Origin of the sequence: Alkalihalobacillus sp. FSL W8-0930 (assembly GCA_037965595.1) — a bacterium.
Lineage (GTDB): Bacteria > Bacillota > Bacilli > Bacillales > Bacillaceae_D > Alkalicoccobacillus.
The window spans coordinates 665,166-688,239 of the sequence record CP150183.1 but is presented as its reverse complement, the minus strand read 5'-3'; the positions used below and the strand labels follow the sequence as shown (position 1 = coordinate 688,239).

General features: G+C 37.0%; 32 protein-coding genes, 1 pseudogene and 1 riboswitch. Of the genes and pseudogenes, 3 read left to right on the top strand and 30 right to left on the bottom strand.

Annotated features, from left to right (window positions below; all coding sequences use genetic code 11):
• Positions 1 to 16: 16 nt before the first annotated feature.
• The 14 genes and pseudogenes from NSQ54_03680 to pdhA form a co-directional block, all read right to left on the bottom strand.
• Complete coding sequence (locus tag NSQ54_03680; GenBank protein ID WYP27228.1) at positions 17 to 568, bottom strand: hypothetical protein; 552 nt, start codon at positions 566 to 568, stop codon at positions 17 to 19.
• Positions 569 to 967 (bottom strand): hypothetical protein, encoded by a 399-nt coding sequence (locus tag NSQ54_03675; protein ID WYP27227.1) that lies wholly within the window; start codon positions 965 to 967, stop codon positions 569 to 571.
• Positions 968 to 1,113: 146 nt separating this feature from the next.
• The gene (locus tag NSQ54_03670; GenBank protein ID WYP27226.1) at positions 1,114 to 1,854 is read right to left on the bottom strand and encodes a sulfite exporter TauE/SafE family protein; all 741 of its coding nucleotides are present in this window, start codon (positions 1,852 to 1,854) and stop codon (positions 1,114 to 1,116) included.
• Between the two features lie 123 nt (positions 1,855 to 1,977).
• On the bottom strand, positions 1,978 to 2,874 hold the full coding sequence (locus NSQ54_03665; protein WYP27225.1) for a LysR family transcriptional regulator: 897 nt from the start codon (positions 2,872 to 2,874) through the stop codon (positions 1,978 to 1,980).
• A gap of 105 nt (positions 2,875 to 2,979) precedes the next feature.
• Positions 2,980 to 3,468: an SRPBCC family protein gene (locus NSQ54_03660; GenBank protein ID WYP27224.1), complete on the bottom strand. Its 489-nt coding sequence runs from the start codon at positions 3,466 to 3,468 to the stop codon at positions 2,980 to 2,982.
• 13 nt (positions 3,469 to 3,481) lie between these two features.
• Complete coding sequence (locus tag NSQ54_03655) at positions 3,482 to 3,898, bottom strand: RDD family protein (protein WYP27223.1); 417 nt, start codon at positions 3,896 to 3,898, stop codon at positions 3,482 to 3,484.
• Positions 3,899 to 4,195: 297 nt separating this feature from the next.
• Positions 4,196 to 4,615, bottom strand: coding sequence for an arsenate reductase (thioredoxin) (arsC, locus tag NSQ54_03650; GenBank protein WYP27222.1), 420 nt, complete (start codon positions 4,613 to 4,615; stop codon positions 4,196 to 4,198).
• Between the two features lie 18 nt (positions 4,616 to 4,633).
• The gene (locus tag NSQ54_03645; GenBank protein ID WYP27221.1) at positions 4,634 to 5,932 is read right to left on the bottom strand and encodes an arsenic transporter; all 1,299 of its coding nucleotides are present in this window, start codon (positions 5,930 to 5,932) and stop codon (positions 4,634 to 4,636) included.
• A 19-nt stretch (positions 5,933 to 5,951) separates the two neighbouring features.
• A complete protein-coding gene (locus NSQ54_03640) occupies positions 5,952 to 6,323 on the bottom strand; it encodes an ArsI/CadI family heavy metal resistance metalloenzyme (GenBank protein WYP27220.1) in 372 nt (123 codons plus the stop codon).
• 54 nt (positions 6,324 to 6,377) lie between these two features.
• Entirely contained in the window at positions 6,378 to 6,692 is a 315-nt protein-coding gene (locus NSQ54_03635) for a metalloregulator ArsR/SmtB family transcription factor (protein WYP27219.1), read from the bottom strand.
• Between the two features lie 585 nt (positions 6,693 to 7,277).
• A complete protein-coding gene (locus tag NSQ54_03630) occupies positions 7,278 to 7,724 on the bottom strand; it encodes an ASCH domain-containing protein (GenBank protein WYP27218.1) in 447 nt (148 codons plus the stop codon).
• A gap of 51 nt (positions 7,725 to 7,775) precedes the next feature.
• The gene (locus tag NSQ54_03625; protein WYP27217.1) at positions 7,776 to 8,093 is read right to left on the bottom strand and encodes a multidrug efflux SMR transporter; all 318 of its coding nucleotides are present in this window, start codon (positions 8,091 to 8,093) and stop codon (positions 7,776 to 7,778) included.
• Complete coding sequence (locus NSQ54_03620; protein ID WYP27216.1) at positions 8,090 to 8,431, bottom strand: multidrug efflux SMR transporter; 342 nt, start codon at positions 8,429 to 8,431, stop codon at positions 8,090 to 8,092. The genes NSQ54_03625 and NSQ54_03620 overlap by 4 nt, the downstream gene beginning before the upstream one ends.
• Positions 8,432 to 8,487: 56 nt before the next feature.
• Positions 8,488 to 8,586: riboswitch (guanidine-I (ykkC/yxkD leader) on the bottom strand.
• A 202-nt stretch (positions 8,587 to 8,788) separates the two neighbouring features.
• Positions 8,789 to 9,754, bottom strand: a pseudogene (gene pdhA, locus NSQ54_03615) (pyruvate dehydrogenase (acetyl-transferring) E1 component subunit alpha).
• 136 nt (positions 9,755 to 9,890) lie between these two features.
• On the opposite strand from pdhA, the gene NSQ54_03610 reads away from it, so the two are divergent.
• Positions 9,891 to 10,694 carry a PaaX family transcriptional regulator C-terminal domain-containing protein gene (locus tag NSQ54_03610; GenBank protein WYP27215.1) on the top strand — a complete coding sequence of 268 codons (804 nt, stop codon included), beginning with the start codon at positions 9,891 to 9,893 and terminating at the stop codon, positions 10,692 to 10,694.
• 42 nt (positions 10,695 to 10,736) lie between these two features.
• On the opposite strand, the gene NSQ54_03605 is transcribed toward NSQ54_03610, so the two are convergent.
• Positions 10,737 to 11,573, bottom strand: a complete 837-nt coding sequence (locus NSQ54_03605) for an HAD family hydrolase (GenBank protein WYP27214.1) — start codon at positions 11,571 to 11,573, stop codon at positions 10,737 to 10,739.
• 273 nt (positions 11,574 to 11,846) lie between these two features.
• On the opposite strand from NSQ54_03605, the gene NSQ54_03600 reads away from it, so the two are divergent.
• Positions 11,847 to 12,182, top strand: coding sequence for a hypothetical protein (locus NSQ54_03600; protein WYP27213.1), 336 nt, complete (start codon positions 11,847 to 11,849; stop codon positions 12,180 to 12,182).
• A gap of 5 nt (positions 12,183 to 12,187) precedes the next feature.
• On the opposite strand, the gene NSQ54_03595 is transcribed toward NSQ54_03600, so the two are convergent.
• The 13 genes from NSQ54_03595 to NSQ54_03535 form a co-directional block, all read right to left on the bottom strand.
• Complete coding sequence (locus NSQ54_03595; protein WYP27212.1) at positions 12,188 to 12,670, bottom strand: GNAT family N-acetyltransferase; 483 nt, start codon at positions 12,668 to 12,670, stop codon at positions 12,188 to 12,190.
• Complete coding sequence (locus NSQ54_03590; protein WYP27211.1) at positions 12,670 to 13,104, bottom strand: HIT domain-containing protein; 435 nt, start codon at positions 13,102 to 13,104, stop codon at positions 12,670 to 12,672. The genes NSQ54_03595 and NSQ54_03590 overlap by 1 nt, the downstream gene beginning before the upstream one ends.
• A gap of 23 nt (positions 13,105 to 13,127) precedes the next feature.
• Positions 13,128 to 13,316, bottom strand: a complete 189-nt coding sequence (locus NSQ54_03585; GenBank protein WYP27210.1) for a hypothetical protein — start codon at positions 13,314 to 13,316, stop codon at positions 13,128 to 13,130.
• 68 nt (positions 13,317 to 13,384) lie between these two features.
• Positions 13,385 to 13,948 carry a hypothetical protein gene (locus tag NSQ54_03580; GenBank protein ID WYP27209.1) on the bottom strand — a complete coding sequence of 188 codons (564 nt, stop codon included), beginning with the start codon at positions 13,946 to 13,948 and terminating at the stop codon, positions 13,385 to 13,387.
• A gap of 118 nt (positions 13,949 to 14,066) precedes the next feature.
• Complete coding sequence (locus NSQ54_03575; protein ID WYP27208.1) at positions 14,067 to 14,834, bottom strand: SDR family NAD(P)-dependent oxidoreductase; 768 nt, start codon at positions 14,832 to 14,834, stop codon at positions 14,067 to 14,069.
• A gap of 152 nt (positions 14,835 to 14,986) precedes the next feature.
• Entirely contained in the window at positions 14,987 to 15,508 is a 522-nt protein-coding gene (locus NSQ54_03570) for a GNAT family N-acetyltransferase (protein WYP27207.1), read from the bottom strand.
• 482 nt (positions 15,509 to 15,990) lie between these two features.
• The gene (locus NSQ54_03565) at positions 15,991 to 16,365 is read right to left on the bottom strand and encodes a hypothetical protein (GenBank protein WYP27206.1); all 375 of its coding nucleotides are present in this window, start codon (positions 16,363 to 16,365) and stop codon (positions 15,991 to 15,993) included.
• 91 nt (positions 16,366 to 16,456) lie between these two features.
• Positions 16,457 to 16,945, bottom strand: a complete 489-nt coding sequence (locus NSQ54_03560) for a hypothetical protein (protein ID WYP27205.1) — start codon at positions 16,943 to 16,945, stop codon at positions 16,457 to 16,459.
• A gap of 200 nt (positions 16,946 to 17,145) precedes the next feature.
• Entirely contained in the window at positions 17,146 to 17,940 is a 795-nt protein-coding gene (locus tag NSQ54_03555; protein ID WYP27204.1) for a class I SAM-dependent methyltransferase, read from the bottom strand.
• Between the two features lie 337 nt (positions 17,941 to 18,277).
• Positions 18,278 to 18,547: a hypothetical protein gene (locus tag NSQ54_03550; protein ID WYP27203.1), complete on the bottom strand. Its 270-nt coding sequence runs from the start codon at positions 18,545 to 18,547 to the stop codon at positions 18,278 to 18,280.
• A gap of 298 nt (positions 18,548 to 18,845) precedes the next feature.
• The gene (locus tag NSQ54_03545; GenBank protein ID WYP27202.1) at positions 18,846 to 19,037 is read right to left on the bottom strand and encodes a hypothetical protein; all 192 of its coding nucleotides are present in this window, start codon (positions 19,035 to 19,037) and stop codon (positions 18,846 to 18,848) included.
• A 67-nt stretch (positions 19,038 to 19,104) separates the two neighbouring features.
• Positions 19,105 to 19,752 carry a hypothetical protein gene (locus NSQ54_03540; GenBank protein ID WYP27201.1) on the bottom strand — a complete coding sequence of 216 codons (648 nt, stop codon included), beginning with the start codon at positions 19,750 to 19,752 and terminating at the stop codon, positions 19,105 to 19,107.
• A gap of 428 nt (positions 19,753 to 20,180) precedes the next feature.
• Positions 20,181 to 20,531 (bottom strand): VOC family protein, encoded by a 351-nt coding sequence (locus NSQ54_03535; protein WYP27200.1) that lies wholly within the window; start codon positions 20,529 to 20,531, stop codon positions 20,181 to 20,183.
• An 88-nt stretch (positions 20,532 to 20,619) separates the two neighbouring features.
• Here NSQ54_03535 and NSQ54_03530 point away from each other — a divergent pair, with 88 nt between their 5' ends.
• Positions 20,620 to 21,132, top strand: a complete 513-nt coding sequence (locus NSQ54_03530) for a TetR/AcrR family transcriptional regulator (GenBank protein WYP27199.1) — start codon at positions 20,620 to 20,622, stop codon at positions 21,130 to 21,132.
• Between the two features lie 765 nt (positions 21,133 to 21,897).
• Here the strand turns inward: NSQ54_03530 and NSQ54_03525 are convergent.
• A complete protein-coding gene (locus NSQ54_03525) occupies positions 21,898 to 22,137 on the bottom strand; it encodes a hypothetical protein (GenBank protein WYP27198.1) in 240 nt (79 codons plus the stop codon).
• A gap of 267 nt (positions 22,138 to 22,404) precedes the next feature.
• Positions 22,405 to 22,899 carry a GNAT family N-acetyltransferase gene (locus tag NSQ54_03520; protein WYP27197.1) on the bottom strand — a complete coding sequence of 165 codons (495 nt, stop codon included), beginning with the start codon at positions 22,897 to 22,899 and terminating at the stop codon, positions 22,405 to 22,407.
• Between the last annotated feature and the right edge of the window lie 175 nt (positions 22,900 to 23,074).

Sequence of the window (23,074 nt, the reverse complement as noted above, 5' to 3'; positions counted from 1 at the left end):
CCCTCCTATTGCGAGTTTAGATGCATCCATTCTCTGCCAGTGCTTTTAAATACAGCTGAAACTCGTGATTATGTATGTCGTCTGACACCATTCCACCTACTCCCACTTGTGCATGTAAATAAGAAACGAGTATGCTTGCAAATCCATATACTTTAAAATTAGACACGGTCCTCTCTGATTCCTTCTCCAGCAATATAGATACTCTTGTACCCGTATTATGTTGATGAATCAGTTTGTTATATACGCGCGCCTCTGAATCAGTAGCTTTTAGTTGAAACCCGATATGCTCAAGGTAATTCCTCGTTTTTATGATTAAAGAATCATTAAATACATCTCTATCTTCTTCTGTTTGTATCGTGGGAAGGATTCTCTTATCTGTAATGGTTAACAGCTTATAGATAGATGTCTCATCAACTTCTTCATCATGTAGATAGTCCTGGCTACTAATGGACGTAAGAGGAATTTCAAACGCATGAAATGTTGAAGTAAGAGCTTCTTCTACTTCATAGGTACTCATAATCATAGGATTTGATTGGCTATACCTTGTCACCAAGTCGAAGTTATACATTTAGAGATCCTCTACTTTATTTTCCACTTGGAGAGTAATATATTTCTCTGTCCACATTTGCGTACTGACAATGAGTTCTTCTTCTACGTTTTGAAAGATAAATGCAGATCCAATCTTCTCTTTATAATCCCAGCCTTTGGATTCTATAAATTGTACGACTTTTTTATCTGCATTTGCGTAGCCCTCATACCTATCACTCTCTGTGAGGTACCACGTGTAGTCCTCTAATTCTGCTATCTTCGCAACATCTTCTTCTGAACGATCAAACTGTGCAACGACCGTACGCGCAGATAAATTCGATACCGGGAACATTGGGTAAAAATAATAGGTTCTAGTTACAAATAGATATACCGCTAATCCTAATACAGCCAAACTAAATAGAATTCCAACCTTTTTCATCATAACACTCCTTTTAAAGTTTCAACCTTTTTTTCTATATTACACCATTTATTCACTCTCATTTCTTAATTGTTTCTTAAGCCTTTCTATACAAACATAAAGAACCAAAGCCCGAGAGAGCCTTGGTTCTTTATGTATGGACCTACTTACCAAATCAACAGAACACCCATCAATATCACAACTGTTGCAAGCATCCTCGTCACAACAGTTGTATTCAACCTTTTAGAAATAAAGGCTCCTAGCTGAGACCCTATTAGCACACCAATTCCAGACCAGGCAAGTACAGTCCAATCAATACTTCCTTTTAGTAATGGAGGAATCGATCCAATGGATGAATAGATCATTAACGCGAAAATAGAAGTAGCTGTTGCTAGATGAATCCGTAATCCAAACACATAGATTAAGATAGGAACTACAATAAAGCCTCCACCAATTCCAAAAAAGGACGAAATAGTTCCGACTCCGACTCCAATGAGCGGAAGAATTAATTGTTGTTTCTCTTTACTTATAACTAGAGAATTCTGTTCAGTTGGTGCCCTGAAGATCTGAAAGAAACCTAATCCTAAAAGCATCAAAGCAAAGATCTTATAAAATGTTGCTTCCGGCACAAAAGAGATCAGAGTGTTTCCCAAAAACGTTCCGGGTATTGCTCCTATTGCTACAAGCAGTCCGATTTTATAATTGACTCTTTTTTGTTTGATATAAGAGAATACTCCAGACAAGCTACTAATTAACACAATAAGTAACCCCGTACCTGCAGCTTCTGCAGGCGTTATATCGTAAAATAGTAACAGCAGTGGAACAAATATAAATCCTCCTCCTGCACCAATAATTACTCCATATGAACTCGCAATAAGTCCTAAAAGAATTAGTAATATAACTGTCATCTTCTCGCCCTCCAACACTTCCTATATTACAGGGAATAAAGAAGTGAAAGAGCGAGAAGCGAGAGGATATATAGCCTATAACATTTTGGCATAGGTAGGTAATCTGATCGGATTAACCTTCGTTTAGATCGTTTGTAAGATTTCGGAAACAATGGCCTCAAACGTTTCGAGTGCCGGTTTCTCAAATCTCAAAGGTTTCTTCACCCTCCAGAAGGGTCGCTCGATTTTGCAGTTGGCGAGTGGAACATTCACAAGAAGTCCATGATCGATCTCATGTCTGACCGCATAGTAGGAGGCAAACCCATATCCTAAACCTGATTGAATGGCATTTTTCACGGCTTGATTTGTATTTAACTCTAAATGAGGTGTGACGTCATACTCGTTATATCGTTCTTTCAATTTTCGTTCGACAATTCGCCGCGTAGAGGATTTGGACTCGCGAGCGATATATTTTTCGTTCATTAGCTCTTTAATATACACACTTGAACGTTCTGCCCACGGGTGAGCAGGGCCAACAACTAATTGAACGTTATCATATGAAATGACTTGTTTCATTAACCGCTGATCTGTTAATTCTCCTTCGATAAAAGCCACATCTAATTGTTGATTATCGAGCTGTCTAAGAATCGTACGAGTATTATTAATTTCGAGATGGATGACCGAATCTGGGTATGCCTGTTGATACCTCGCGAGCACGGAAGGCATAATATATTCGCCAATCGTGTAGGAAGCACCTACAATCAATTGCTTCTGAATGCCCGTTTCAAGGTAACGAACGGCTTCAAGTGAATTGTAGTATTCGCCTAAAATCCTTTTTGCGTGTGCATATAATTCATGACCCGTAGAAGTTGGCGAGACGCTTCCATTTGTACGATGTAAAAGAAGCGAACCATAATGATCTTCAAGCGAGTTCATATATTTGGTTACAGATGGTTGAGTGATATAAGCTCGCCTTCCAGCTGCGCTCAAACTTCCTTCTTCCACGATATAGCAGAAAAGCTCTAACCATTTTAAATTCATCTGGACTCACCTTCTTAATGCTTTCATGTGTTTTCTTTATTGTACATGAAATGCCTTACAATAGAAAAAAGCACCGAAAACCGAGATGGTTTTGGTGCTTACTTGCTACGGAGTAAGTTCTACGGGTACTTCTTTGCTCATCTTATATTGCATACGTGTATACTCAACAAATTTCTCAAACTGCTCCGTATACATAAGTTTATAGCTCCACTTGAATGTTTTAGTAAGAATAGAATAATACATATTACTTGGGATAAGTGCCACTTCAACCTTAAAATGAGTCTGGTTGCCATCTTCAATTAACTGATACCGAGTAAAACCTACACCTTCTTTTGTGCTTGTTTTTACTTCTGCAGCATATGGCGGTTGAAATTTAGTATATTCTCCTTCAAGCTCGATAATCTTCTTTCCTACCTTTTGTTTCGTAATAAAAATGGCTCCTTCTTTTAAATCTCGCTCATCCCCGTCATACACATTCTCAACGATAAAATCATTCCACTCCAGAACATGTTTATCTTCGTTTAAACAGGTGAAAACAAAATCCACCGGAACATCAATTGTGTCATCAAAAGTAAAACAAATCATTTCTTTCATCTCTCGACTCCTACTATTCTCTAATATCTCGATACACGACCCTCGTATGACAAATCAAATCGTGTAAACTCTTTTTGTCTTCTCTGAATGCCACCATTAGGTATCCAATATAAAAAATCAAGGCTGAAAGAAAGTAAGCAAAGAAACGGCCAATGGAGCGACCAATGCCAATTCTCTCTCCATCTTCCTTTACAACTTGTATCCCTAAAATAATCTTCCCTGGCGTACCCTTAAAACGACTCGCTGTAAGATAGATGACTCCTATTACAGAATACATAAGCTGAAATATAAAAGCTGAAGTCGAATCTTCAAGACTATTAGGAGCATCCTGAAAGATAATAGATAAAATAATGCTAATGACAGCAACAATGATGCTATCAATAAATGTTGCAAAAAATCGTACCCAAAAACCCGCTGGCTTCTGTCTCATCCATTCCCATCTCCAAGTTTAATTAAGTGTGAGTTTTGTACTATCTTTCTTATCGTACTAAATCATTATAAACTTTTTATAAAAACACCAGACTTTATAATAACTTTATAACTTACACTCAGTCTTTTAGATACAATAGATACGATTAGTAAAAAACAAGGAGGATCTATGAAAAAGCAAAAGAAAAAGCGCGAGTACATAGATTGGATCGGACTACTGTTTGAAATTTTATTATATTTCCCTCGCCTTATCGTTGGTTTAGTCAAAGGACTATTTCATCTTTAATGCGTGAAGCTCTTATACACCAGTCTCTTTAAATCGCTTGATTCGCTCAGCAATCTCATCTCTCACACGTTGGAAGAATGCCCACTTTTCTTCCTCTGTTCCTGTAGCTTTAGCAGGATCATCAAATCCCCAATGCGCTCTTCTGACATGCGCGGGTGTTGTAGGACATTTGTCTGCTGCATCACCGCATAAGGTCACTACAAAATCTGCGTTGTTTATAAGCTCAGAATCAATTGTATCCGAGGTTTGATTTAAGATATCGATTCCTACTTCCTTCATCGCTTTTACTGCATTCGGATTCAAACCATGCGCCTCAATCCCTGCGCTGAATACGTTCCATTCATCAGCTAGATATTCCTTAGCCCACCCTTCAGCCATTTGGCTTCTACATGAGTTACCTGTACAAAGAAAATAAATACTTTTTTTCGTCATCGTTACATGCTCCTTTATTTAAGAAATAATAAGTAACCATAGGTATAAACCCATTAGTGTGATAAACAAGACGGGCAGGGTAATGATTACACCTGTTTTAAAATACGTTCCCCACGAAATCTTTACTCCCTTTTGAGTTAACACATGGAGCCACAACAACGTAGCAAGTGAACCAATCGGCGTAATTTTGGGTCCAAGGTCTGCACCAATAACATTTGCATAAATTAAACCTTCTCTTATGATGCCTGTCGTTTCGGTATTCCCTATTGCAATCGCATCAATTAATACGGTAGGCATGTTGTTCATGACAGAGGAAAGAACGGCAGCTAAGAATCCCATGCCCATCGTTGCTAGGAAAAGTCCCTGATCTGCAGCCACTTGGACTACATTTGACAGCAGATCTGTAAGTCCCACATTACGAAGCCCATAGACCACGACATACATACCAATCGAGAAAAACACAATATTCCACGGTGCACCGCTTACGACTTTTTTCGTTTCAACCGCTTTGCTTTTACTCGCAAATCCTAAGAAAACAAGTGCAATCACTCCCGCAATAACGGATACAGGGATATGTACGAATTCACTTACTAAATAACCAATAAGCAACAAGGCTAAGATAAGCCATGATAGGCGAAACATCTTATGATCTTTAATAACCTCGGCCGGCTCCTGTAGCTCCGAATGATCGTATCGTTTTGGAATGTCTTTTCTGAAATAAAGATAGAGAACAAGAACACTTGCTAGAAGGGAAAAGATGTTTGGCACAATCATGCGTGATGCGTATTCAACAAATCCAATGCCAAAATAATCAGCAGATACGATATTGACAAGATTACTCACGACGAGCGGTAAAGAGGTCGTATCCGCGATAAAACCACTTGCGATAATAAATGGAAACACCATCTTCTCATTAAACTTTAGAGAACGTACCATGGATAAGACGATGGGAGTCAAGATGAGTGCCGCCCCGTCATTTGCAAAAAAGGCTGCGACCACAGATCCTAATAAACAAACATAGATAAACATAAGCACTGCATTTCCCTTTGCCATTCGGGCCATATGTAAGGCCGACCACTCAAACAATCCAATCTCATCAAGTATTAAGGAAATAAGAATAATGGCGATAAAGGTTAAGGTCGCATTCCATACAATACTCGTTACGTCCATCACATCAGTGAATGATACAACACCTACTAGAAGAGCAAGAATCGCTCCTCCACATGCCGACCAGCCAATATTTAAATTTCTAGGCTGCCAAATGACAAAAACTAACGTTAAAACAAAGATAGCTGAAGCTAAAATCACCGAACTCAAAGTAAACGTTCCCCTCTCATCACTTTACATCCTCTTTCGTATAAAAATATTCCCACTCAATTCCATTTGGATCAGTTACCCAGAATTTATCCTGAATGGCATGACAGCAATTCACATCCATTTCTTCTCTTGCAAAGAAACCTTCCTTTTCTAATCTTGTTTTATGGAAAAGTACATCTTCTACAGAATGAACTTGAACACCTAAATGATTAATCTGATTTCCTTCGAACTTCTCTTCTTCCTTTAATGTCAGGTTCAAAGCAGGAGATTCAGTTAGAAACTTTACGTAGTTTTCTTTTTCTTTTACTGGAGTAACTCCCAGAAAACGCTCGTAAAACGTCTTACTTTCTTCTAAATTTTTAACATGTAAACCAATGTGAACATAAGTCATGTTATTCGCCCCTTCTAACATCAATTTTTTTTGATTAATAAGTTAAAAAAGCCATTAATTTGACGGCTTTAATACGCAACACAATTGTTCTGATAAGAGTTGATCCATGACATGTTTGTTCACAGCATAATAACTCCATGTCCCCTTTGTTTCTTTTGTAAGTAAGTCCGCATTCATTAGGATCTTTAAATGATAGGACAATTTCGACTGAGGCATATTCATATCCTCAACTAAATCACACACGCAGGTTTGCCCTTTTGTACTCAATAAATGAAGCAGCTGAATTCGTTTCTTATCCGCTAAAGCTTTGAATTGTGTTTCGAGTACATCAAAATCATACTCTTTCGGTTCACAACCTTGAGACTGCATGCTTTCACCTCTTTAATCAACTTTTTTTGATTAATTAAAGTGTATAGGATTAGAGATGATTAATCAAGAAAATTTGATTTATTGATTACATTAGATCCATTATGAGAGTTTGGATTTCATTAGATAGACTTATCACATTGGAAAAGGGAAGACCAATGAAGCCAGAGTACATTAGTCCCTTATTCAACATGTTTCATTGATTTTAGTTCTTCCACCGAAGTAGATAACAGAAACAAAAGATTACATGACTCACACAGCTTACCCCTAGTAGGAACATTGCGGCTGGCCAATCCGTGTAAAACCGACCTTCACTAATAAACAGTAAACAAATGAATCCACTTACGAAACCTGCTAGTAGATAAGCAAGAGGTCGTATCACTTTATATCTGTTTCGTATCCATCTAATACAAAAGTGAGACAATGGAATGAATATGAAAAATGCCGGTGATGCATAATAGAGAAAAATGATTAGGAAGGTAAAGTCAAAGTCACCAGCTACAAGTAACAGGAGACATATAAGGAGTATGAGTAAGATATAAGAAGTGAGAAAAGCAATAAAAAACCTCAAATGAGTACCTCCCCAGACTAAGAATGCTTCACGTGAACCAACTGAAATGTCTGGCACACCAGAGTCATCGCTTCATGAAACTCGATCTTTGCTTCGCGACACTTCTCATAGAAAAATTTTCTATGAATCTCGTACCAATTCTCATAAGTACCATCACCTTCAGCTACTGCAAACCCTTCGGTAACTTTGTTCATGGGTACCATTTCAACCTTAGTTAATTGAATAATAGCTCGTGGATTATCTTTACTATCAAGAATAATGCTGTAATCTCCTGGTTGAGGCGTTCTTTTATTTTCAATGGTATAAAAAATTGCACCGTAACATGTCGCTGTCTTTACACCGTTTATAACCAACTCAAGTAAGTGATCTGGTTGATCACCGAATTGACCCGCTTCCACTACTTTTCCGGTAAGATTTTCACTCTCCCAGAAGTTATGCCAATATTGAGTAGCTAGTTCGTTCAACGTAGATCCCCCCTTCTAGAGAATCATTCGACGCTCCTTCATATACTTCCTTTAAATCGTTACGATCCTTAATCCAATCACAGCAATGATGATCAGACTCAAGAAGAACATCCGCTTGGCATCTTTTGATTCGTTATAAAATAACATCCCCAGTAAAACACTCCCTACTGTCCCCATCCCAGTCCACACAGCATAAGCTACACCGAGTGGGATGTGCTCCATGGCCATTCCCAAGAGTGCTAAGCTAATAGAAAATCCAAAGATCATAAATAGAATACCCATTATTTTCTCACCTTTGACTAACCTTTGTATTCCATTCACACCAACAACCTCGAGTAATCCTGCGATAATAAGTATGACCCAGCTCATCCTCTATCTACCTCCCTCTTCTCTGTTGTAGCAAACTTTAGGCCAATGACTCCCGTAATTAACAAGGCGATAAATAGAATGAGTCCAACATTCACACCTGCTCCAAAATAGAAGATATCGACTATAACCGTACCAACTGTCCCTAATCCCACGAATACAGCATACACGGTACTAGTAGGTAATCTGGTAGAGGCTACAATCAACAAACCAAAACTGAAGACGATAGCGATGATCGTTAATAACCACGCTACAGATGAATCTGCATATTTTAACCCAGTTGCCCAACCAACCTCAAAAACTGCTGCAATAATAACCAATATCCACTGAACATTTTTCATCATCAATTCCTCCTTATATATAAAAAAGCCCGGGAGATGACACAACTAGGTTGCGTCTCTCCCGGGCTTTTATCCCTCCGTGTACAAAGACAAATCTTTGCGCTTCCTCTTGGTCCAGTCCTTTACAATAAAGCGGAACCCTAGGAAGTCTTAGTTATATGATTTAACTTAAAGGTTATGATAAAGTTACAAGTAATTTTGATTTTATCTTATCACATCGGGTTCAAATTTCAAGTTTAGAGACAAACACTGTTTCCTTTTTATTGATCTCTTGCTCAATCAAACTTATTTTAAAATAGATTATTTTTCAAACATATTTTCAACTAAATCATTAATAGATGACCTTTTTGTTGCTTACACTTCTTTAATTGCCGTTTTTATATCTTCTTTTGCTTTTTCTATTACTTGTTCTTCTTGATCTTCTGTCCACAAATTTTGCTTTTGGAGAAATACTCTAAATCGATGAAGAGGCTCTCTTTTTATCCATTCAGATTCAGAATCCTTTGATCTGTAAAGTTCAGGATTATCTCCAGACATCGAGTGAGGACCATATCGATAGGTCACAGCTTCAATAAGTGTCGGTTCATTTAACGAGATCGCTCGTTTTCTAGCTTCCAACGTTACCGCATATGTAGCTAATACATCCATCCCATCCACTCTTACTCCTTTAATTCCTGCTGCTACAGCTTTTTGAGCTATTGTTTGTGCAGCAGTTTGTTTCTCGTATGGAGTAGAGATTGCGTACTGATTGTTCTGGACAATAACAACTGTTGGCGTCTTAAATGCACCTGCAAAGTTTAATCCTTCGTAAAAATCACCTTGTGATGAGCCCCCATCTCCTGTGTAGGTTAGTACAATATTTTCTTTTCTCTTTTTCTTTAACCCTAATCCCACACCAGCTGCCTGAACAATCTGAGCTCCAATTATAATTTGAGGAGGTGTTACGTTTACATTATCAGGCATCTGACCGCCTTGATGATGTCCTTTGGACCAGAGAAATATCTGAGACATAGGTACACCATGGTATAGGATTTGCGGTAAATCACGGTAACCAGGCAAGATCCAATCATCTTTTTCTAACACATATTGACTGCCTATCATACTCGCTTCCTGTCCAGCAACTGGAGCATAAAATCCTAACCTACCCTGCTTACTCAATGAAACACATCTTTCATCAAATATGCGTACATAAACCATCCTCTCCATAAGTGTAATAAGCTGCTCTTTAGTTAGATCCGGCATTAACTCAGAGTTCGTTACCTCACCTGTCCTGTCTAATACTTGGTTTAATTTAAATTCATTAATCTCATCATATTGCTCCATGCCTCAGCCTCCCTATTTATAATATAAAAATTACGATCGTTATATAAAATAGTATATATAGGCCGCTTTTTTGTCAATGCTTTTAGGATTGAATAATAATTATGTGATGTTATGATCTTAATTGGGGGATGAATACATGACTCTTGAAAAGCAAATCATATTTCTTTTAAATAAATTTAATACTCTAGAGAGCAAAATAATTGTATCTGCTCTCTTAAACCAAGGGTTTACCAAACAGTCGATAAGAAATGCATTAGCAAAAATGAAACAACTTGAATACGTCTATACAGAAAAACGAGGAATATATAGCCCAACAAAAAAAGGATTGTCGCTTTTTTTAGAGACAAATCCTAAGCCTAATTTTTATTATAATAAATGGGATGGTCAATGGCTTATAGTCCTAATAGGTATACCTGAAGCACAGCGGAAAAAACGAGATAGCTTTCGCACTTTTTTAATTAACGGAGGGTTCGGACACCTTTATAATAACGTCTATGTATATCCTTGGGATATCAGCGAAAAGATTATAGACACAATTGATACGTTAGAAATAGAAAATTACGTAACTATTGTCAGAAGTAATGATTTTCTATTTAATAAGATAACCGAAGAGGGATTCTCTGGGGCCAATTCGATCAGAAGAGTGTGGGATCTGGATCATATATCTTCTATGTATTCTGAACAACTAAAACTTGTAAACAATTTAAAAGATGAACTTATTAATTTTACAAGTCAGTCACATGTTGATGATCAATTTCTCATTTCCCAGCTACTAAAGTTAACTACGATAAAAGAAGAATTATTAGATAAAGATCCGATGTTACCTCCTGACTTTCTTCCCGGAAGCTGGATGGGAGGAGATGTCTTAGCACTCATTGAAGATCTGCTCCACACACTAACATCCCTCTTGCAAGCAAATAACTTTAAGACGAATTATTAAACAAGCACCAAAGCTCTAACAGCCTTGGTGCTTTTCGTAAGATTAAATTAAGTGATACTTTTTAAAACTATTTAATATCCCGTCTTCATCTGGACTACCTGTTACATCATCAGCTACGTCCATAACAGCTCTCTTCGCATTCCCCATCGCAATTCCATGATTCACAAATTGAAGCATCTCAATATCATTAAGTCCATCCCCATAGCCGAATGTGTTCTCTTTATCAATGTTTAGATGTTTGATTAACTTCTCAATGGCTGTGGCCTTGTGGATCCCTTGAAGAGATAACTCCCCACTATTTTCTCCAAACATTGGAACAGTGCTAGGGATCACAGTAAAATGAGATTGGAAGTAATTCTTTATCTCATCAAATGGAATATCTGATCCTAAGAAAGAGATTTTGTTAATGTCATCTCTAACTAAATCCTCTCCTTCAATTAATACATCATAGAAAGGCTGCAAGCCATTCTTAATTTCATCTTCAGAGTCTGGGTTCTCTTTAATAAATTGATCAATAATTAATTGTAGATGACTCTTGCAATTGATACTCGCAAACAACCCACCATTTGATTCTAAATAGAAATCGATCTCATGCTTATTAAAGAAATCCACTAATAATTGAACCTGTTCTTTTTGGATACGTTCATGCAGCAAGACTTCGTTCCCGTGTTCAATATAGCCACCTGCTGCTCCAATAATTCCATCAAATCCTACATCAAGAATGTCCGGATATATTTCTGCGATCGATCGACCTGTACAGATAAATACAAGATTCCCCTTGTTTCTAGCTGCTTGGATCGCATGTCTAGCAGACTCTGGAATGACACCATTATCATTTACTAATGTTCCGTCAATATCAACAAATATTGCTTTATTCACATTCTGCACCCGCTTTGTTCTATCGTGTAGTTTGAAGCTACTTGTATTTTATCTTACTAAGGAATGGACTGCACGTTCTATTAAACTCGTTCAGATATCCCCAAATCATACTTTTGCAGTATAATTATACTTGAAGATAAAGCTTCTTTGTTTCGAGCGATCTCTGTTGGATCAGCTGTTGTTGCTATCTTTCTTTTTATAGAAACCTGAAAAAATAAAAAAGCGCATTAGTTATAGTCTAATGCGCTTTTTATAGGAAAGAAGGTACTAAGGATGAGTTGTGCATGTACGACACTTAAAGCATTAAAAGTAGAAGCAGATGTGGGTGCTGATCCACTTTGGTGTAAAATTTGTGGGTTTAATCTCGAGTGTACTGAGTTCAATCTATCTACTTCTTTAGCCGAAGAGCTTGGGGCATGGGCTGAACTCTACGGAAAATGGATTGATTGGGATTCAGATGCACTAATCCCAAATGGAATCGAGATGGAGGATAATCATAATAAGGCTGGTGTACAGTTAACAAAGAGATTAAAAGAAGAGTTGAGTGGACTTTATACAATTACATTTATTCCTTCGAGCATGGCTAGAGTGTACGCCAATAAGAGATGATCTTGCTATTCAGATACGTTCAACGACATCCGTACTGTTTTCAGAATATGTCCGTCAAAGACATCATCAAAGGTATCCACCACTATAAAACCCTTTTTTTCGTAAAAGCTTTTCCCCTTTACGTTATCAGACTCGACTTCAACAAATACCTGGTTAGGCTTTAATTGCTTACATCCATATGCAAGTAAGGCTGATCCTAGTCCCTTTTTTTGATAGGCTGGATGTAAGTAGATTGCAGCAAGGTCCACGTCCCCGTTCTCTTTTTTATTCGAAAAATTAGCAAACCCGAGCACTTGATTATCCACCTTCGCTACATAAAAGGGGGACCGCTCCAGTCTCATAAGCAAAACGTCCTCATTGTACGCTTCACTGAGAAATTTTGTTCTAACTTCAACAGGGATTATGCCATCATACGTATCGTGCCAGCTAAGCTCGGCAATATTCTTTACTTCTTTAATATCACTTGGTTTCATTATGGATATATTCATTAGATGCCTCCATTGGTAGCTATTAGTCTGTTATATATTTTAACTTTTGATTCTTCCTGTAGTGCATCTAAATTCGTCTTAAGATTAAATTGAACATGATCATTAGCATGTCTAGGAATGATGTGAAAATGAACATGTTTGATGTCTTGCTCTGCATGTTCTCCATTATCTTGGAGTATAGAATAATCCGAGCAAACTCCTGCTTTCACTAAAAGAGTAGCAGCACCTATGACTGATTGCATCAGCTCGCTCGCAATCTTTGCATCATCCAATTGATCAAGTGTTTCCACATGCTTATTTGGTACGACAAGCATGTGACCGTCTGCGATTGGATTACTGTCTAAAAAAGCAGTCGTATTCTTCGTTTGATTAATCATATATGAATTGACCTTCTTATGAACAATGTCACAAAATACGCAATCGTTGTCCTCCATTGCCCCTCCTTGTCGTGCACTCACTATGTTTGTTTTTTTCTTTTAGAAACGATCGTCCAAATTAAAAAGACAATCATTGCAATCGTATAGATTACGAATACAATCAACATCCTCACATGACTCGGTAACGTAAGCATAAAGATTAAATTCACTAAAAATACAGGTAACATGATCATGATGAATCTTCTACTACTATCTTTCGAGATCGGCATCATAGAAACCTCCTAACATTTTCTGGTTGCTTATGCCTGCATCATTAGACACAAGTTAGGGTACATACCTATTCACGTATTTCCTCTACTAAGCTGTTAAAAGCTTCTCTATCAACTACCTGCCGAATATCCGGCCCTAAGAAGTCGTCATGATTTACTGGTTCAATCGATGTTAATTCTTCATCTTCTATTTTTCTTTTAAGAACGTCTCCATCAATATGATACGTTCCAAGTTCTTCACCGTAAATCCAATAATCAGCCATACTTCCGCTCGTGGTCTGACGTAGAAGGAGAAGATAGGTGTCACCTGCCTCGAAGATCTGATTTTGATTAAAAAGCACTCTATCCGATCCTGATTGCAAAAACGTTATCTCCCCTTCTGCTTCCCCGACTAGAGTCTGCACCACTTTTGCACTGTGCTTGGTCTTACACATATTTTCAAAAACCGTCTCATTATCCAGAATTTCAACTTCTGCAATAAGATCCGCTTGCTTCACAGAGTCTGTAAAAGGAATCCATTCAAGCGATGCCTCAATAGCTCCGTACTGTCTACACTCTCCTGGTTCTAATGTTCTAAATCCACAACCTCCACCGATGAGCATGACAAACAATACCATGATATATTTCTTCATCGTGCCCTCCTTATCGTAATCTACCTTTCATTATAGTTTAAATTTTGAAAAATTATCCTTTTTCTTTTCTACAAAAAAAGCACACTAGTCGTTAAACTAGTATGCTTCTATTTCTCTATTATACGTTGAATAATCCACCATCAATTGTGTATGAAGACGAAGTAACGTAAGCAGCTTCATCTGATAATAGGAATGCAATCAGGTTTGCAACTTCATCCGGCTCACCGTACCGTTTCATTGGAACGGCATCGTTGTATGCATGTTTAGCAGCCTCTGCATCCTCTGAAACATTTGCTTCAATATTACGCATCATTTGAGTGTTAATCACCCCAGGGTTTACTGTGTTCACACGAACATTATGAGCAGCTGATTCTAAGGCAGCTACTTTGTTAATCCCCATCACAGCATGTTTTGAAGAATTATACAATCCCATAGTTGGCGCTCCTGTTAATCCAGCTACAGAAGACGTATTTACAATGGAACCAGCCTGTTGTTGTTTCATGACCGGCAACACGTATTTTAAACCAAACAAGACACCTTTTACATTAATTCCGTATACGAAATCAAACTCTTTTTCAGTAATTTCTTCAATTGGCTTAGCTGGTCCTTCTACACCTGCGTTATTCACAAAGCCATCAATGCGACCAAATGTAGCCACTGTGTGTTCAACGTAGTGTTTCACGCTCTCTTCACTAGATACGTCAGCCTGTACAACAAGGCTATTCTTTTCAGTTAAAGATAGCTCAGACTGGACTGCCTCGATTGCTTCTTTATTTAAATCAACCAATACAACCTTAGCTCCCCCAGCAGATACTTTCTTTACAACTTCTTTCCCGATGCCGCCTGCTGCACCTGTCACGATAATTACTTTATCTTTAAAGTTCATAACTGAATCCCCCTATATATCTATTTAATTGAGATCACTCTCGAATTAATACATATAGTATAGATCCATCTTTACATTTTAAGAAGTACGCACTTATATGTGGTATAGTATCTAAAAAGATACTTAAAGGTCTTATTAGCTTAAATTGTTTCTCAAAAGTTTAGATAATAATAAATATCCGCATTTCCTCTTTCAGATGTAAATTCGTAATCTCTTGTGTTTAACCCTCCTATTTCAAATCCATACTTCAGATAAAAACGATTTGCAGCTAGATTATAGGCTTGGGCGATTGTACTTAAGCCCTTACAATTCTTTTCTTTAGCTAGGTTAATCGCAAAATCAAGCATCTGTTTAGATATGCCTCTACCTCGATGGCTCGCCTTTACCTTGAGATCACTTAGATAACAGTATTTATTCCATCCCATTTCAAATACCGCCAAACCAACACATTCATCTTGTTCATATGCAGCTATGGCAAACCCCTTTTGATTGATGTTCTCAAGTGAGTAGTTTTCTTCTGGAAACGTTTTCTCCTTCGGATTCTCAAAGACTCGCTCGTGATACTCCCATTGATCCCCCGGCCTCGTTACAACTAAATCACCAACTAACTGAAACGGTTCATTTGGTAAGTTCAAACTCTCTTTCGTTTCTTCTGTGACTTGTACAATTTTCAATGGTAATCCCCCATTCGTATAAGTAAGATTGGTTCTAGTATACTCAATTTCATAAAAAAGAACGTCATCCACTTACGTGTGAATGACGTTTTATATGCGTATCATTATCATCTCAATGTTGTACGATTTAACTATCGTACAAGTAAATATACGTGCTTCAAATGACCTTCGCCACACCCTTAATTTGGTCTGATCGTACTCTTCTTGCAGCAAGCACACTTAAGATATCCTGCTTGTACATAAACCCCTTTGCGATTGCATAAGAGGTAATATCGTTTGGATTTTCTAAGAAAGAGGATGAGCCAAAGTAATAATTTTGTCCGCTAGTAAACTTAATAGAATAGAAGAATATGGTAGTCGCTCCTTACTGTATAGTATTCAAGTTCAACTGATATTGTTTATCAAAATCTTTATACCCATTTTTCTAAAGTTCAAACCTGAAATCCAGATAAAAATCTCTTCAACTAGTTTTTTTGTGTCAGTTATTCTGGTTGGTCAACGACCCATCCCATTTCTTGGAGACGATCTAACGTTTTATTTGGTACTTCATTCAGTTCCCCTTCCTCTATTAATGTACAAGATGCAACATTTGCAGAGGCAGGTTCACTGTCATTCACTGCGTTCGCATTGATTGCGATCTTGTCACCAACCTTAACGTCCTTACATGCCTCACCTTGATCGAGTTCACTTTCCATAACCGTAATTCCTTGATCATTAACCAAAATACTTTGACCATCAGCTAACTTCAAGAATCTTCCTTCAATCCTAGTATTCATTTCCTTCTGATCATCTAATGTACACCCCAACAAAGTGAACAGGGACGAAACACTTAATAAATACATTAGAAGTTTTGCCATATCCTCACCCCAGCTTATACATATGGATTCATTCTAATCGTATATAATTTATAGGTGTGTCATTTTGAAATTTCATTAAGGTTTCGTTAAATTACAAACGTTCATATAGATTTGATGAAAACTGTGAGAGGAGACTCTTCTCCAATTGTAAAAAATGATACGAATTCAAATTGATTTTCACCTGATTCACTAGATTATACCCACAAATAATGAGATGAGTATGGGGAGAAACATCTTCATGACTGAAGTGATTAATGCCCAACCAATCAATTCTATATCCAATCAATTTTTGCAAATCATCCATACTCATTCTTATGAACTGTTTTATAGATTCTTCGTCATAACCCGAAACCTCTTTATTAAAATGAATAACGATCCGATAGCCACAGTCATTTCCCTTTGAAGGAAGGCTACTCATTACCTTAATAAATCGAGTCTTTGATGTTTGGTTGTGCTCATGATCAAAATAAGGGGTATTACCCGAGACCTTTTTTCCTATATATGTGATATGACCTTTTAATTGTGTTAAAGGAATGACGTGACTTCTCTTAAATAGTATGTGTTCGATCTTTACTAGCATTCTGATCATCTCCTTTATAAAACGCAAAAAGCCCATCACCAAATGGACATAATCATCCCCTGGTGACAGGCTCCTCCTATAAACAATTCCTATTAAATTTTTGTAGTACGTTTAGTATACATCAAAATGAAATGCTCGTATATGGAATATGATTCAAGCGATCTAGAGGAGATGATCTTACAACGCTTCAGATATCGAGCTTATTTCTTCATAGCTAAAAGAACGGATAACGTCATTTCTTCTTTAAAAACACCTGACTCATCTATAGCAAGTAACTCTTCTCTAAGATGCTTTTCAAATTGATCCTTTTTCTCTCCAAGAAACCTGTGTGTCCCATAGGAAGTTGAATAAAGGTTGCCAATGATCGAGTCAATTGACCAAACATGCTCATAACTAGGTAATTGATATTCTTCTAATAGAAATGGTGAGTTTAGAACAACTTCTTGATGACTTAGAGTTGGGTGCGTATAGGTTGTATTCCCTGCTCTTCTTTCTTCCCCATACCACTCTCTTACAACTTCATTTAGCTTCTTCTGCCAAGGCAAACATTCAGTATTTGGTGAGTAACAATCGATGATTGCAACTCCTCCATGATCTGGTAACAGTTCGTATAAGGTTACAAGTGTCTCTTCTCGATTCAGCCAATGAAAGGCCTTAGCAATCGTTACAAGAGTAAAACTCTCTTGGTTCCTATTCTGATAGTTTTTCAAGGAGGCGTTAAAAAACTCAATATTATCTACTCTTAATTCTTCACAAAGACGCTTGGCCACAAGCAGCATCTCAGGATCGGTATCTATAGCAACGATCCTCTCAAACCAGTCTGCAAATCTCACTGTTAATTGACCAGTCCCACAACCTATATCAAGCATCTTCTCTTTACCGTTCAACTTGAACGTCTCAATTAAAAACCGGATTAAAGTGGGCGGATACATAGGTCTGTACTTTGAATAATATGTAGCGGTCCCTTTAAATAAATCGTCTCCATACTGATTCATCAACAATATTCACCTCTATTCACTCATTTAAAATTTTCTTTATTTCCGATAAGGAAAAATATAATACCCTCCGAAAAAACCTCCTAAGGCAAAACCAACAACACCCTGCCAGTAGAATTCCCCTCCCAGTATAAATCCTATTAACGTCATGATGGCAGCCGAACTTAACGAAATGAAGAATGCTCTTTTTAAACGTCTGCTCATTATATGACCTCCAATGTAATACGAACTGTTAGTCTAAAAAACTCCTCATAAATAAAATCTACCCTGTAGCTTGCTTATAAAACAATACAAAAAGCGAACTAAGCAGTTTCCAGTTCGCTTTTACTCAATCTATTTATTTCGGTTCAATAGTTTCCAAGAACCCCACTCTATCTTTGTCACTCTTATACGAAACAAAATATTCTTCATTTACTTCTACGAGATTAAATACATTCTCATCTACTTCTAGTGTATAAACCTCGTCACCTTGATTTTTAACTTTTATGTAAGAGTTCCCTTCATCCTCAAATCTTTCTGTTATTTCCACCATTGCAGCTCCACTTACATCATATTGGCATGCAACCAACATGAGAATCGGTAAAATAAAACTTATCTTTTTTAACACGTTTTGAAACCCCCAGACATAATGAAAAGTACCATTATATCTTAATTTCAACTGGAACTAAAAGATCATATGTTAATAGCTACTGAGAGTTATCAAAACTACTATCATTCAGCACTAATAGCGATAGTAAACACACCGATAACCGTTTCCCCATCTGACTCGTATAAAGGAATGTCTGTATCTTGATTCCTTTCTCGTTCCGCTTGCTTTGCTAACGCTTCTTCAGGTGATTTCGGTACCTCGGCTCCTCCAGTGACCCTGTCTAAATCTACTTTTTTTACATATCCTTCTGTTCCATCTACTCCATAGCCTGGATTAGATCAGGCTCATCTGCTGAAGATGCAGCATATAACGCCGATCGATACGTTTCTCCTGCATCGTTTAATGAATAATCAGATATTTCATCCTCGCCAAGTGCTGTTTGAAGTGAAAGCACACCTATTAAGGAGCCAACAGAAAATAAAGTGAATACTAATGTTTTCTTTAACATATAAAACCCTCCTTTACTCCATGCATAACGCTTACTTTTATTATAGAGGTTGTTGTGAAATTCATTTTTAGGATACAGCATCTATATTACTGGCCTGCTGTCGATACTCCTCTATTTCCTCCTGCGTCAAGATAAATGATAAAACATTAGGTTCAGTAAAAGACAAGATCTTTCCTTCATAAATAAACTCACCGAGCCACTCACCTTCTAGATAAAATTCTGCCTGTTCTTGATTTGCATCAATGATTTCCCCTGCACTTTGTTGCCAATTCATTCCGCCTCTCCCAGTCCTTACAGCATCAACACCAGCTACTACCATACCATCACGATCTGAATAAAAGTTAATGGTTGTCAACAGATTATATACATCGACTTCCTCTCCTTTTGTCCCCAGATATAGACGATAGGAATCTACGGGTATTTCCTCTTCGTCACCTGTTCGAACTGACTCTAAAAGAGCATCCCCAAGATAATGACTTGTATGCCCTTCTTGTTGCTCTTCTTCTTTGAACATTTTGACGTAGGTTAATAGCGTTTCAACCTCATCTCTATCAAACGTAGGAATAGTTTCTGGATCTCGATCTCCGATTTCATTGATTTGCATCTCAATTCCATATTTCTGTTCCAGTTCTTCCACTTCATTCTCAAGTTGATTGCAGCCGAATAGACCAATACTAAACAATAGAAATGATAAATTTTTTAATGGCTTTTTCATATCGTTGCCCCCTTGATGACTATACATCTCTATGAACAACCATACCCAAATTTTTCAAATTGATAACTTCATTTAGTGACAAGTTCGTTTATTAACTCTTTAAATTTAAAAATTACTCCACTTCAAACTCTGCATCAATGACTCTGCTTACATCTACTATCTTTTTAAATTGATTAAATAACTCACCAATCCTGTTGTCTTGATTCACTTTTAGTATGGTCTCTTCATAATGTAGACTTCGTTCTCCTTTATGTCATAACTCCTCATACAAGCTCCAAGGTTTCCTTTTTTAGGATTGTGCTTTAATGTTTTGTCTTCTATAGCGCCATACTCTTTGTAAATATTCGCTGCTTTATGATTAACCTTTAATAATTCCTCTACATACTTTTGCTGCACTGGATATAAATGAAGAACTAGATACATTGGTTTTATTTACCATACGTTTCATTAGTCATATCAATGATTCTTAGAGGATTACTGTCGATATCATTAAAAATAGCATACCTTCCCGGCGGTATATCACATGGTTCTTTAATGAAATCGAGGGTTGATTGATTCTCTTCATAGAACTTGTTAACGTCGTCTACGATAAAAACGCCTCCTGCTGGTACATTTTCACCCGTTTCAACCATTAATTGAACCTCATTGTTTCCCTCAATTTTTAGTGCGACTGTATGACTTCCTTCTCTCCAAGCTTCTTCCAATCCCAGTTGTTCACGATAAAAAGAGAGCGCCCTTTTTAAGTCTGTTGTCGGATGGCATAAAAAAGCAAGTCTCATTAACAAATTCCTCCTATTGAGTACATAATTAGATTACGTAAATCATAATCATTTTACGTATGTATGTCAATATGTTACAATCGTTTCTATGAAAGAATATATCCCACTACCAGGAAGCACAAAAGAAAAGATATTATCGAGTGCATTAGAGACTTTTACTAAGCAAAGATTTGAAGATACGAATATTCATGAGATAGCCAAAAACGCAAACGTAACAACTGGAGCGATCTATCATCACTTTGGGTCGAAATCAAAACTTCTAGATATCATTAAAAGAGAGGTAGAACAAAGGATCGTCGACAGAATGGAAGGAGTCATTGAATTATTTGATACGCCTTTTGAAAAAATCGAAGCTGCTTTAAAAACAGGGTTAGACTTTGTGATTAAAAAGGATATGGCTAACTTATTTACTGATTCTCTAAGCCTTGAAGCGAACAAAGTCTATCTATTTATTGAGGACTTGTGTGGAGAAACGAAGATAAACGGGTTAGGACCGGTGATTTATTCAGCCTGGATTTCAATCGTTGATTCTATCATTAACCGTAGATTAACGATTGAGGAAGGCAAGAACCTACTATCTTGGTTAGTAAAGAAGAACTGAATGTCAGTTCTTTTTTTGTGCATGAAAGAGGTATAATGAAGTTAACATTCTAAACACAACACTGGATAGATAAACGATTTAACACTTAGAGGTGATTACAATAAAGAAGAAACAGAATAGATTCAAACGGATATCCATTTTACTTGTTCTATTATTCCTAATTAACTATGTAACTATTGGATTTTTCGGGATTATATCGTCGAATGTTTATGTAGAATTCTCATTTTGGACCACTTTATCTGTGGGTGCTTTTATTATGTCGATATTTTCTATTTTTATAGAAAAGAAAATAGTATCCGGTCTGATCACATTAATGTTCTCATCTTTTTTCATTCTCTTTACGGTTTTCGCTTTTTTGTTACCTGAAGCCGGAATACCTCCACTAATTGAATTCTAATAGTTACATACCCAACCATACATTCGGTCATTAACCCCTTGCTAAAGAACCCTTCAATCTAAATAAAAAAACATTGTCTGTAATAGACAATGTTAACGATTTCCCCAATAAAGTAAAATAAGTACTGATATAAGAGGCAGAACATACATTAAAACTACCCCAGTAACGAAAAACTTTTAATGGAATGCGATTAAAACGCAAATTAACCAAATGGGAATAGCAAGTAATGCTTCAGGATTAACATTGGTGTCGTCGGTGTAATTCTCCCCTATAGCACCTCCCGCAAAGAACGTAACAAAAAGTAAGGCAATGATTCCGCTTGGGAATGCATTAATGGCTGCGTATTTCTTGTGAGTACTTATTGATCTTCACTCCCTGTTTCTTTTTACCCATACCTTTTCAAGATGTTTCTCCCTTAATATCACGACTGACCCTATCGTTATGATTAATAACCCAACTAAACCCAAAATCAGTGATATCAATAGTATGCCTATCCCTCCCCAAGTGTTATCAGATCCAGTTGGATAATAATACACAACAAAGAGTAGCAGCGCTAAACTGACTACTATTGTCATAAATCCACTTAAGATTAACGGTTTGGACTTCATCATCAACCTCCTATAAATTCCCTTGTTTTAAATTACCCGATAGCATATATTGTAAAACAATCCGAAATCGACTTAGAATTAACTAAATAAGTTAGATTTAAGTTAGAATACTTACTTATCCACAAGTTTCTTATCAACACCTGATGTACATGCTGTAACACAAATTAATGATTTTAAATATTAAAAGCACCAAAGCTCGGAATGCCTTGGTACTATGGATAATTTCTTATAATATTTAATTCATTTTAATTACCTTTCATGTCCATTCTAAGAGAGTTTCTTAATCGCATGAATAGACTGATCTTGTACGATTCCTGTACCTACAAAACCAATGGAAGCGTACAATCTTTTTGCAGCGACATTACTCTTATGATAAAAGAGGCCTACATTTTTTGCTTCTCCGTATGGCATAGCTTCTATATCTGCCAACATCTTTTTAAGGGCAAGCTTGCCATATCCTTTTCCCTGAAAATCTTCGCCAATCATAAAGTGCCAAACAAAATAGGTTTTTTGTTTGTAATAACCTTCATTTTGAAAAGATTCATGATCAATCGTATCATAAATATACATCAAAAAACCCACTACGATTTCGTCAGCATAAATAGCAAACGGAGTCGCTGGTATTCCATCTGCGTTTAATACGTATGCATCTGCAATACTTCTAAGGTTATTCGTCTCTATAAAAGCTTTCTGATCTTCTCCAACATCAAGTGCTGTCACTTCATCTATGTTATCCACAGTTACTTTACGCAATTCAATCATCTTTGGTCTCCTATTCTAAATGGATGAGCGATACGATACGTTCCCACCTACTAGTATTTCATCCTCTTCATATGTCATCAGGATATCCTCCTAGTGATTAAATATAAAATGTAAAAAAACATTTATTTGAAGACATTAACTAAAGTTTTCTACAGATCTCCTTTAAAACCTTTTT

Bases quoted from the DNA above. Each gene is read 5' to 3' on its own strand.
- NSQ54_03585 (WYP27210.1), bottom strand. From the start codon at position 13,316: ATGCCGATCTCGAAAGATAGTAGTAGAAGATTCATCATGATCATGTTA.
- NSQ54_03655 (WYP27223.1), bottom strand. From the start codon at position 3,898: ATGAGACAGAAGCCAGCGGGTTTTTGGGTACGATTTTTTGCAACATTT.
- NSQ54_03590 (WYP27211.1), bottom strand. From the start codon at position 13,104: ATGGAGGACAACGATTGCGTATTTTGTGACATTGTTCATAAGAAGGTC.
- NSQ54_03620 (WYP27216.1), bottom strand. From the start codon at position 8,431: ATGAAAAATGTTCAGTGGATATTGGTTATTATTGCAGCAGTTTTTGAG.
- NSQ54_03525 (WYP27198.1), bottom strand. From the start codon at position 22,137: ATGAAGTCCAAACCGTTAATCTTAAGTGGATTTATGACAATAGTAGTC.
- NSQ54_03520 (WYP27197.1), bottom strand. From the start codon at position 22,899: ATGATTGAATTGCGTAAAGTAACTGTGGATAACATAGATGAAGTGACA.
- arsC (WYP27222.1), bottom strand. From the start codon at position 4,615: ATGACGAAAAAAAGTATTTATTTTCTTTGTACAGGTAACTCATGTAGA.
- NSQ54_03665 (WYP27225.1), bottom strand. From the start codon at position 2,874: ATGAATTTAAAATGGTTAGAGCTTTTCTGCTATATCGTGGAAGAAGGA.
- NSQ54_03540 (WYP27201.1), bottom strand. From the start codon at position 19,752: ATGAAAAAGCCATTAAAAAATTTATCATTTCTATTGTTTAGTATTGGT.
- NSQ54_03610 (WYP27215.1), top strand. From the start codon at position 9,891: ATGACTCTTGAAAAGCAAATCATATTTCTTTTAAATAAATTTAATACT.
- NSQ54_03545 (WYP27202.1), bottom strand. From the start codon at position 19,037: ATGTTAAAGAAAACATTAGTATTCACTTTATTTTCTGTTGGCTCCTTA.
- NSQ54_03640 (WYP27220.1), bottom strand. From the start codon at position 6,323: ATGACTTATGTTCACATTGGTTTACATGTTAAAAATTTAGAAGAAAGT.
- NSQ54_03575 (WYP27208.1), bottom strand. From the start codon at position 14,834: ATGAACTTTAAAGATAAAGTAATTATCGTGACAGGTGCAGCAGGCGGC.
- NSQ54_03580 (WYP27209.1), bottom strand. From the start codon at position 13,948: ATGAAGAAATATATCATGGTATTGTTTGTCATGCTCATCGGTGGAGGT.
- NSQ54_03565 (WYP27206.1), bottom strand. From the start codon at position 16,365: ATGGCAAAACTTCTAATGTATTTATTAAGTGTTTCGTCCCTGTTCACT.
- NSQ54_03625 (WYP27217.1), bottom strand. From the start codon at position 8,093: ATGAGCTGGGTCATACTTATTATCGCAGGATTACTCGAGGTTGTTGGT.
- NSQ54_03675 (WYP27227.1), bottom strand. From the start codon at position 967: ATGAAAAAGGTTGGAATTCTATTTAGTTTGGCTGTATTAGGATTAGCG.
- NSQ54_03595 (WYP27212.1), bottom strand. From the start codon at position 12,670: ATGAATATATCCATAATGAAACCAAGTGATATTAAAGAAGTAAAGAAT.
- NSQ54_03535 (WYP27200.1), bottom strand. From the start codon at position 20,531: ATGAGACTTGCTTTTTTATGCCATCCGACAACAGACTTAAAAAGGGCG.
- NSQ54_03670 (WYP27226.1), bottom strand. From the start codon at position 1,854: ATGACAGTTATATTACTAATTCTTTTAGGACTTATTGCGAGTTCATAT.
- NSQ54_03680 (WYP27228.1), bottom strand. From the start codon at position 568: ATGTATAACTTCGACTTGGTGACAAGGTATAGCCAATCAAATCCTATG.
- NSQ54_03660 (WYP27224.1), bottom strand. From the start codon at position 3,468: ATGAAAGAAATGATTTGTTTTACTTTTGATGACACAATTGATGTTCCG.
- NSQ54_03530 (WYP27199.1), top strand. From the start codon at position 20,620: ATGAAAGAATATATCCCACTACCAGGAAGCACAAAAGAAAAGATATTA.
- NSQ54_03560 (WYP27205.1), bottom strand. From the start codon at position 16,945: ATGCTAGTAAAGATCGAACACATACTATTTAAGAGAAGTCACGTCATT.
- NSQ54_03600 (WYP27213.1), top strand. From the start codon at position 11,847: ATGAGTTGTGCATGTACGACACTTAAAGCATTAAAAGTAGAAGCAGAT.
- NSQ54_03635 (WYP27219.1), bottom strand. From the start codon at position 6,692: ATGCAGTCTCAAGGTTGTGAACCGAAAGAGTATGATTTTGATGTACTC.
- NSQ54_03555 (WYP27204.1), bottom strand. From the start codon at position 17,940: ATGAATCAGTATGGAGACGATTTATTTAAAGGGACCGCTACATATTAT.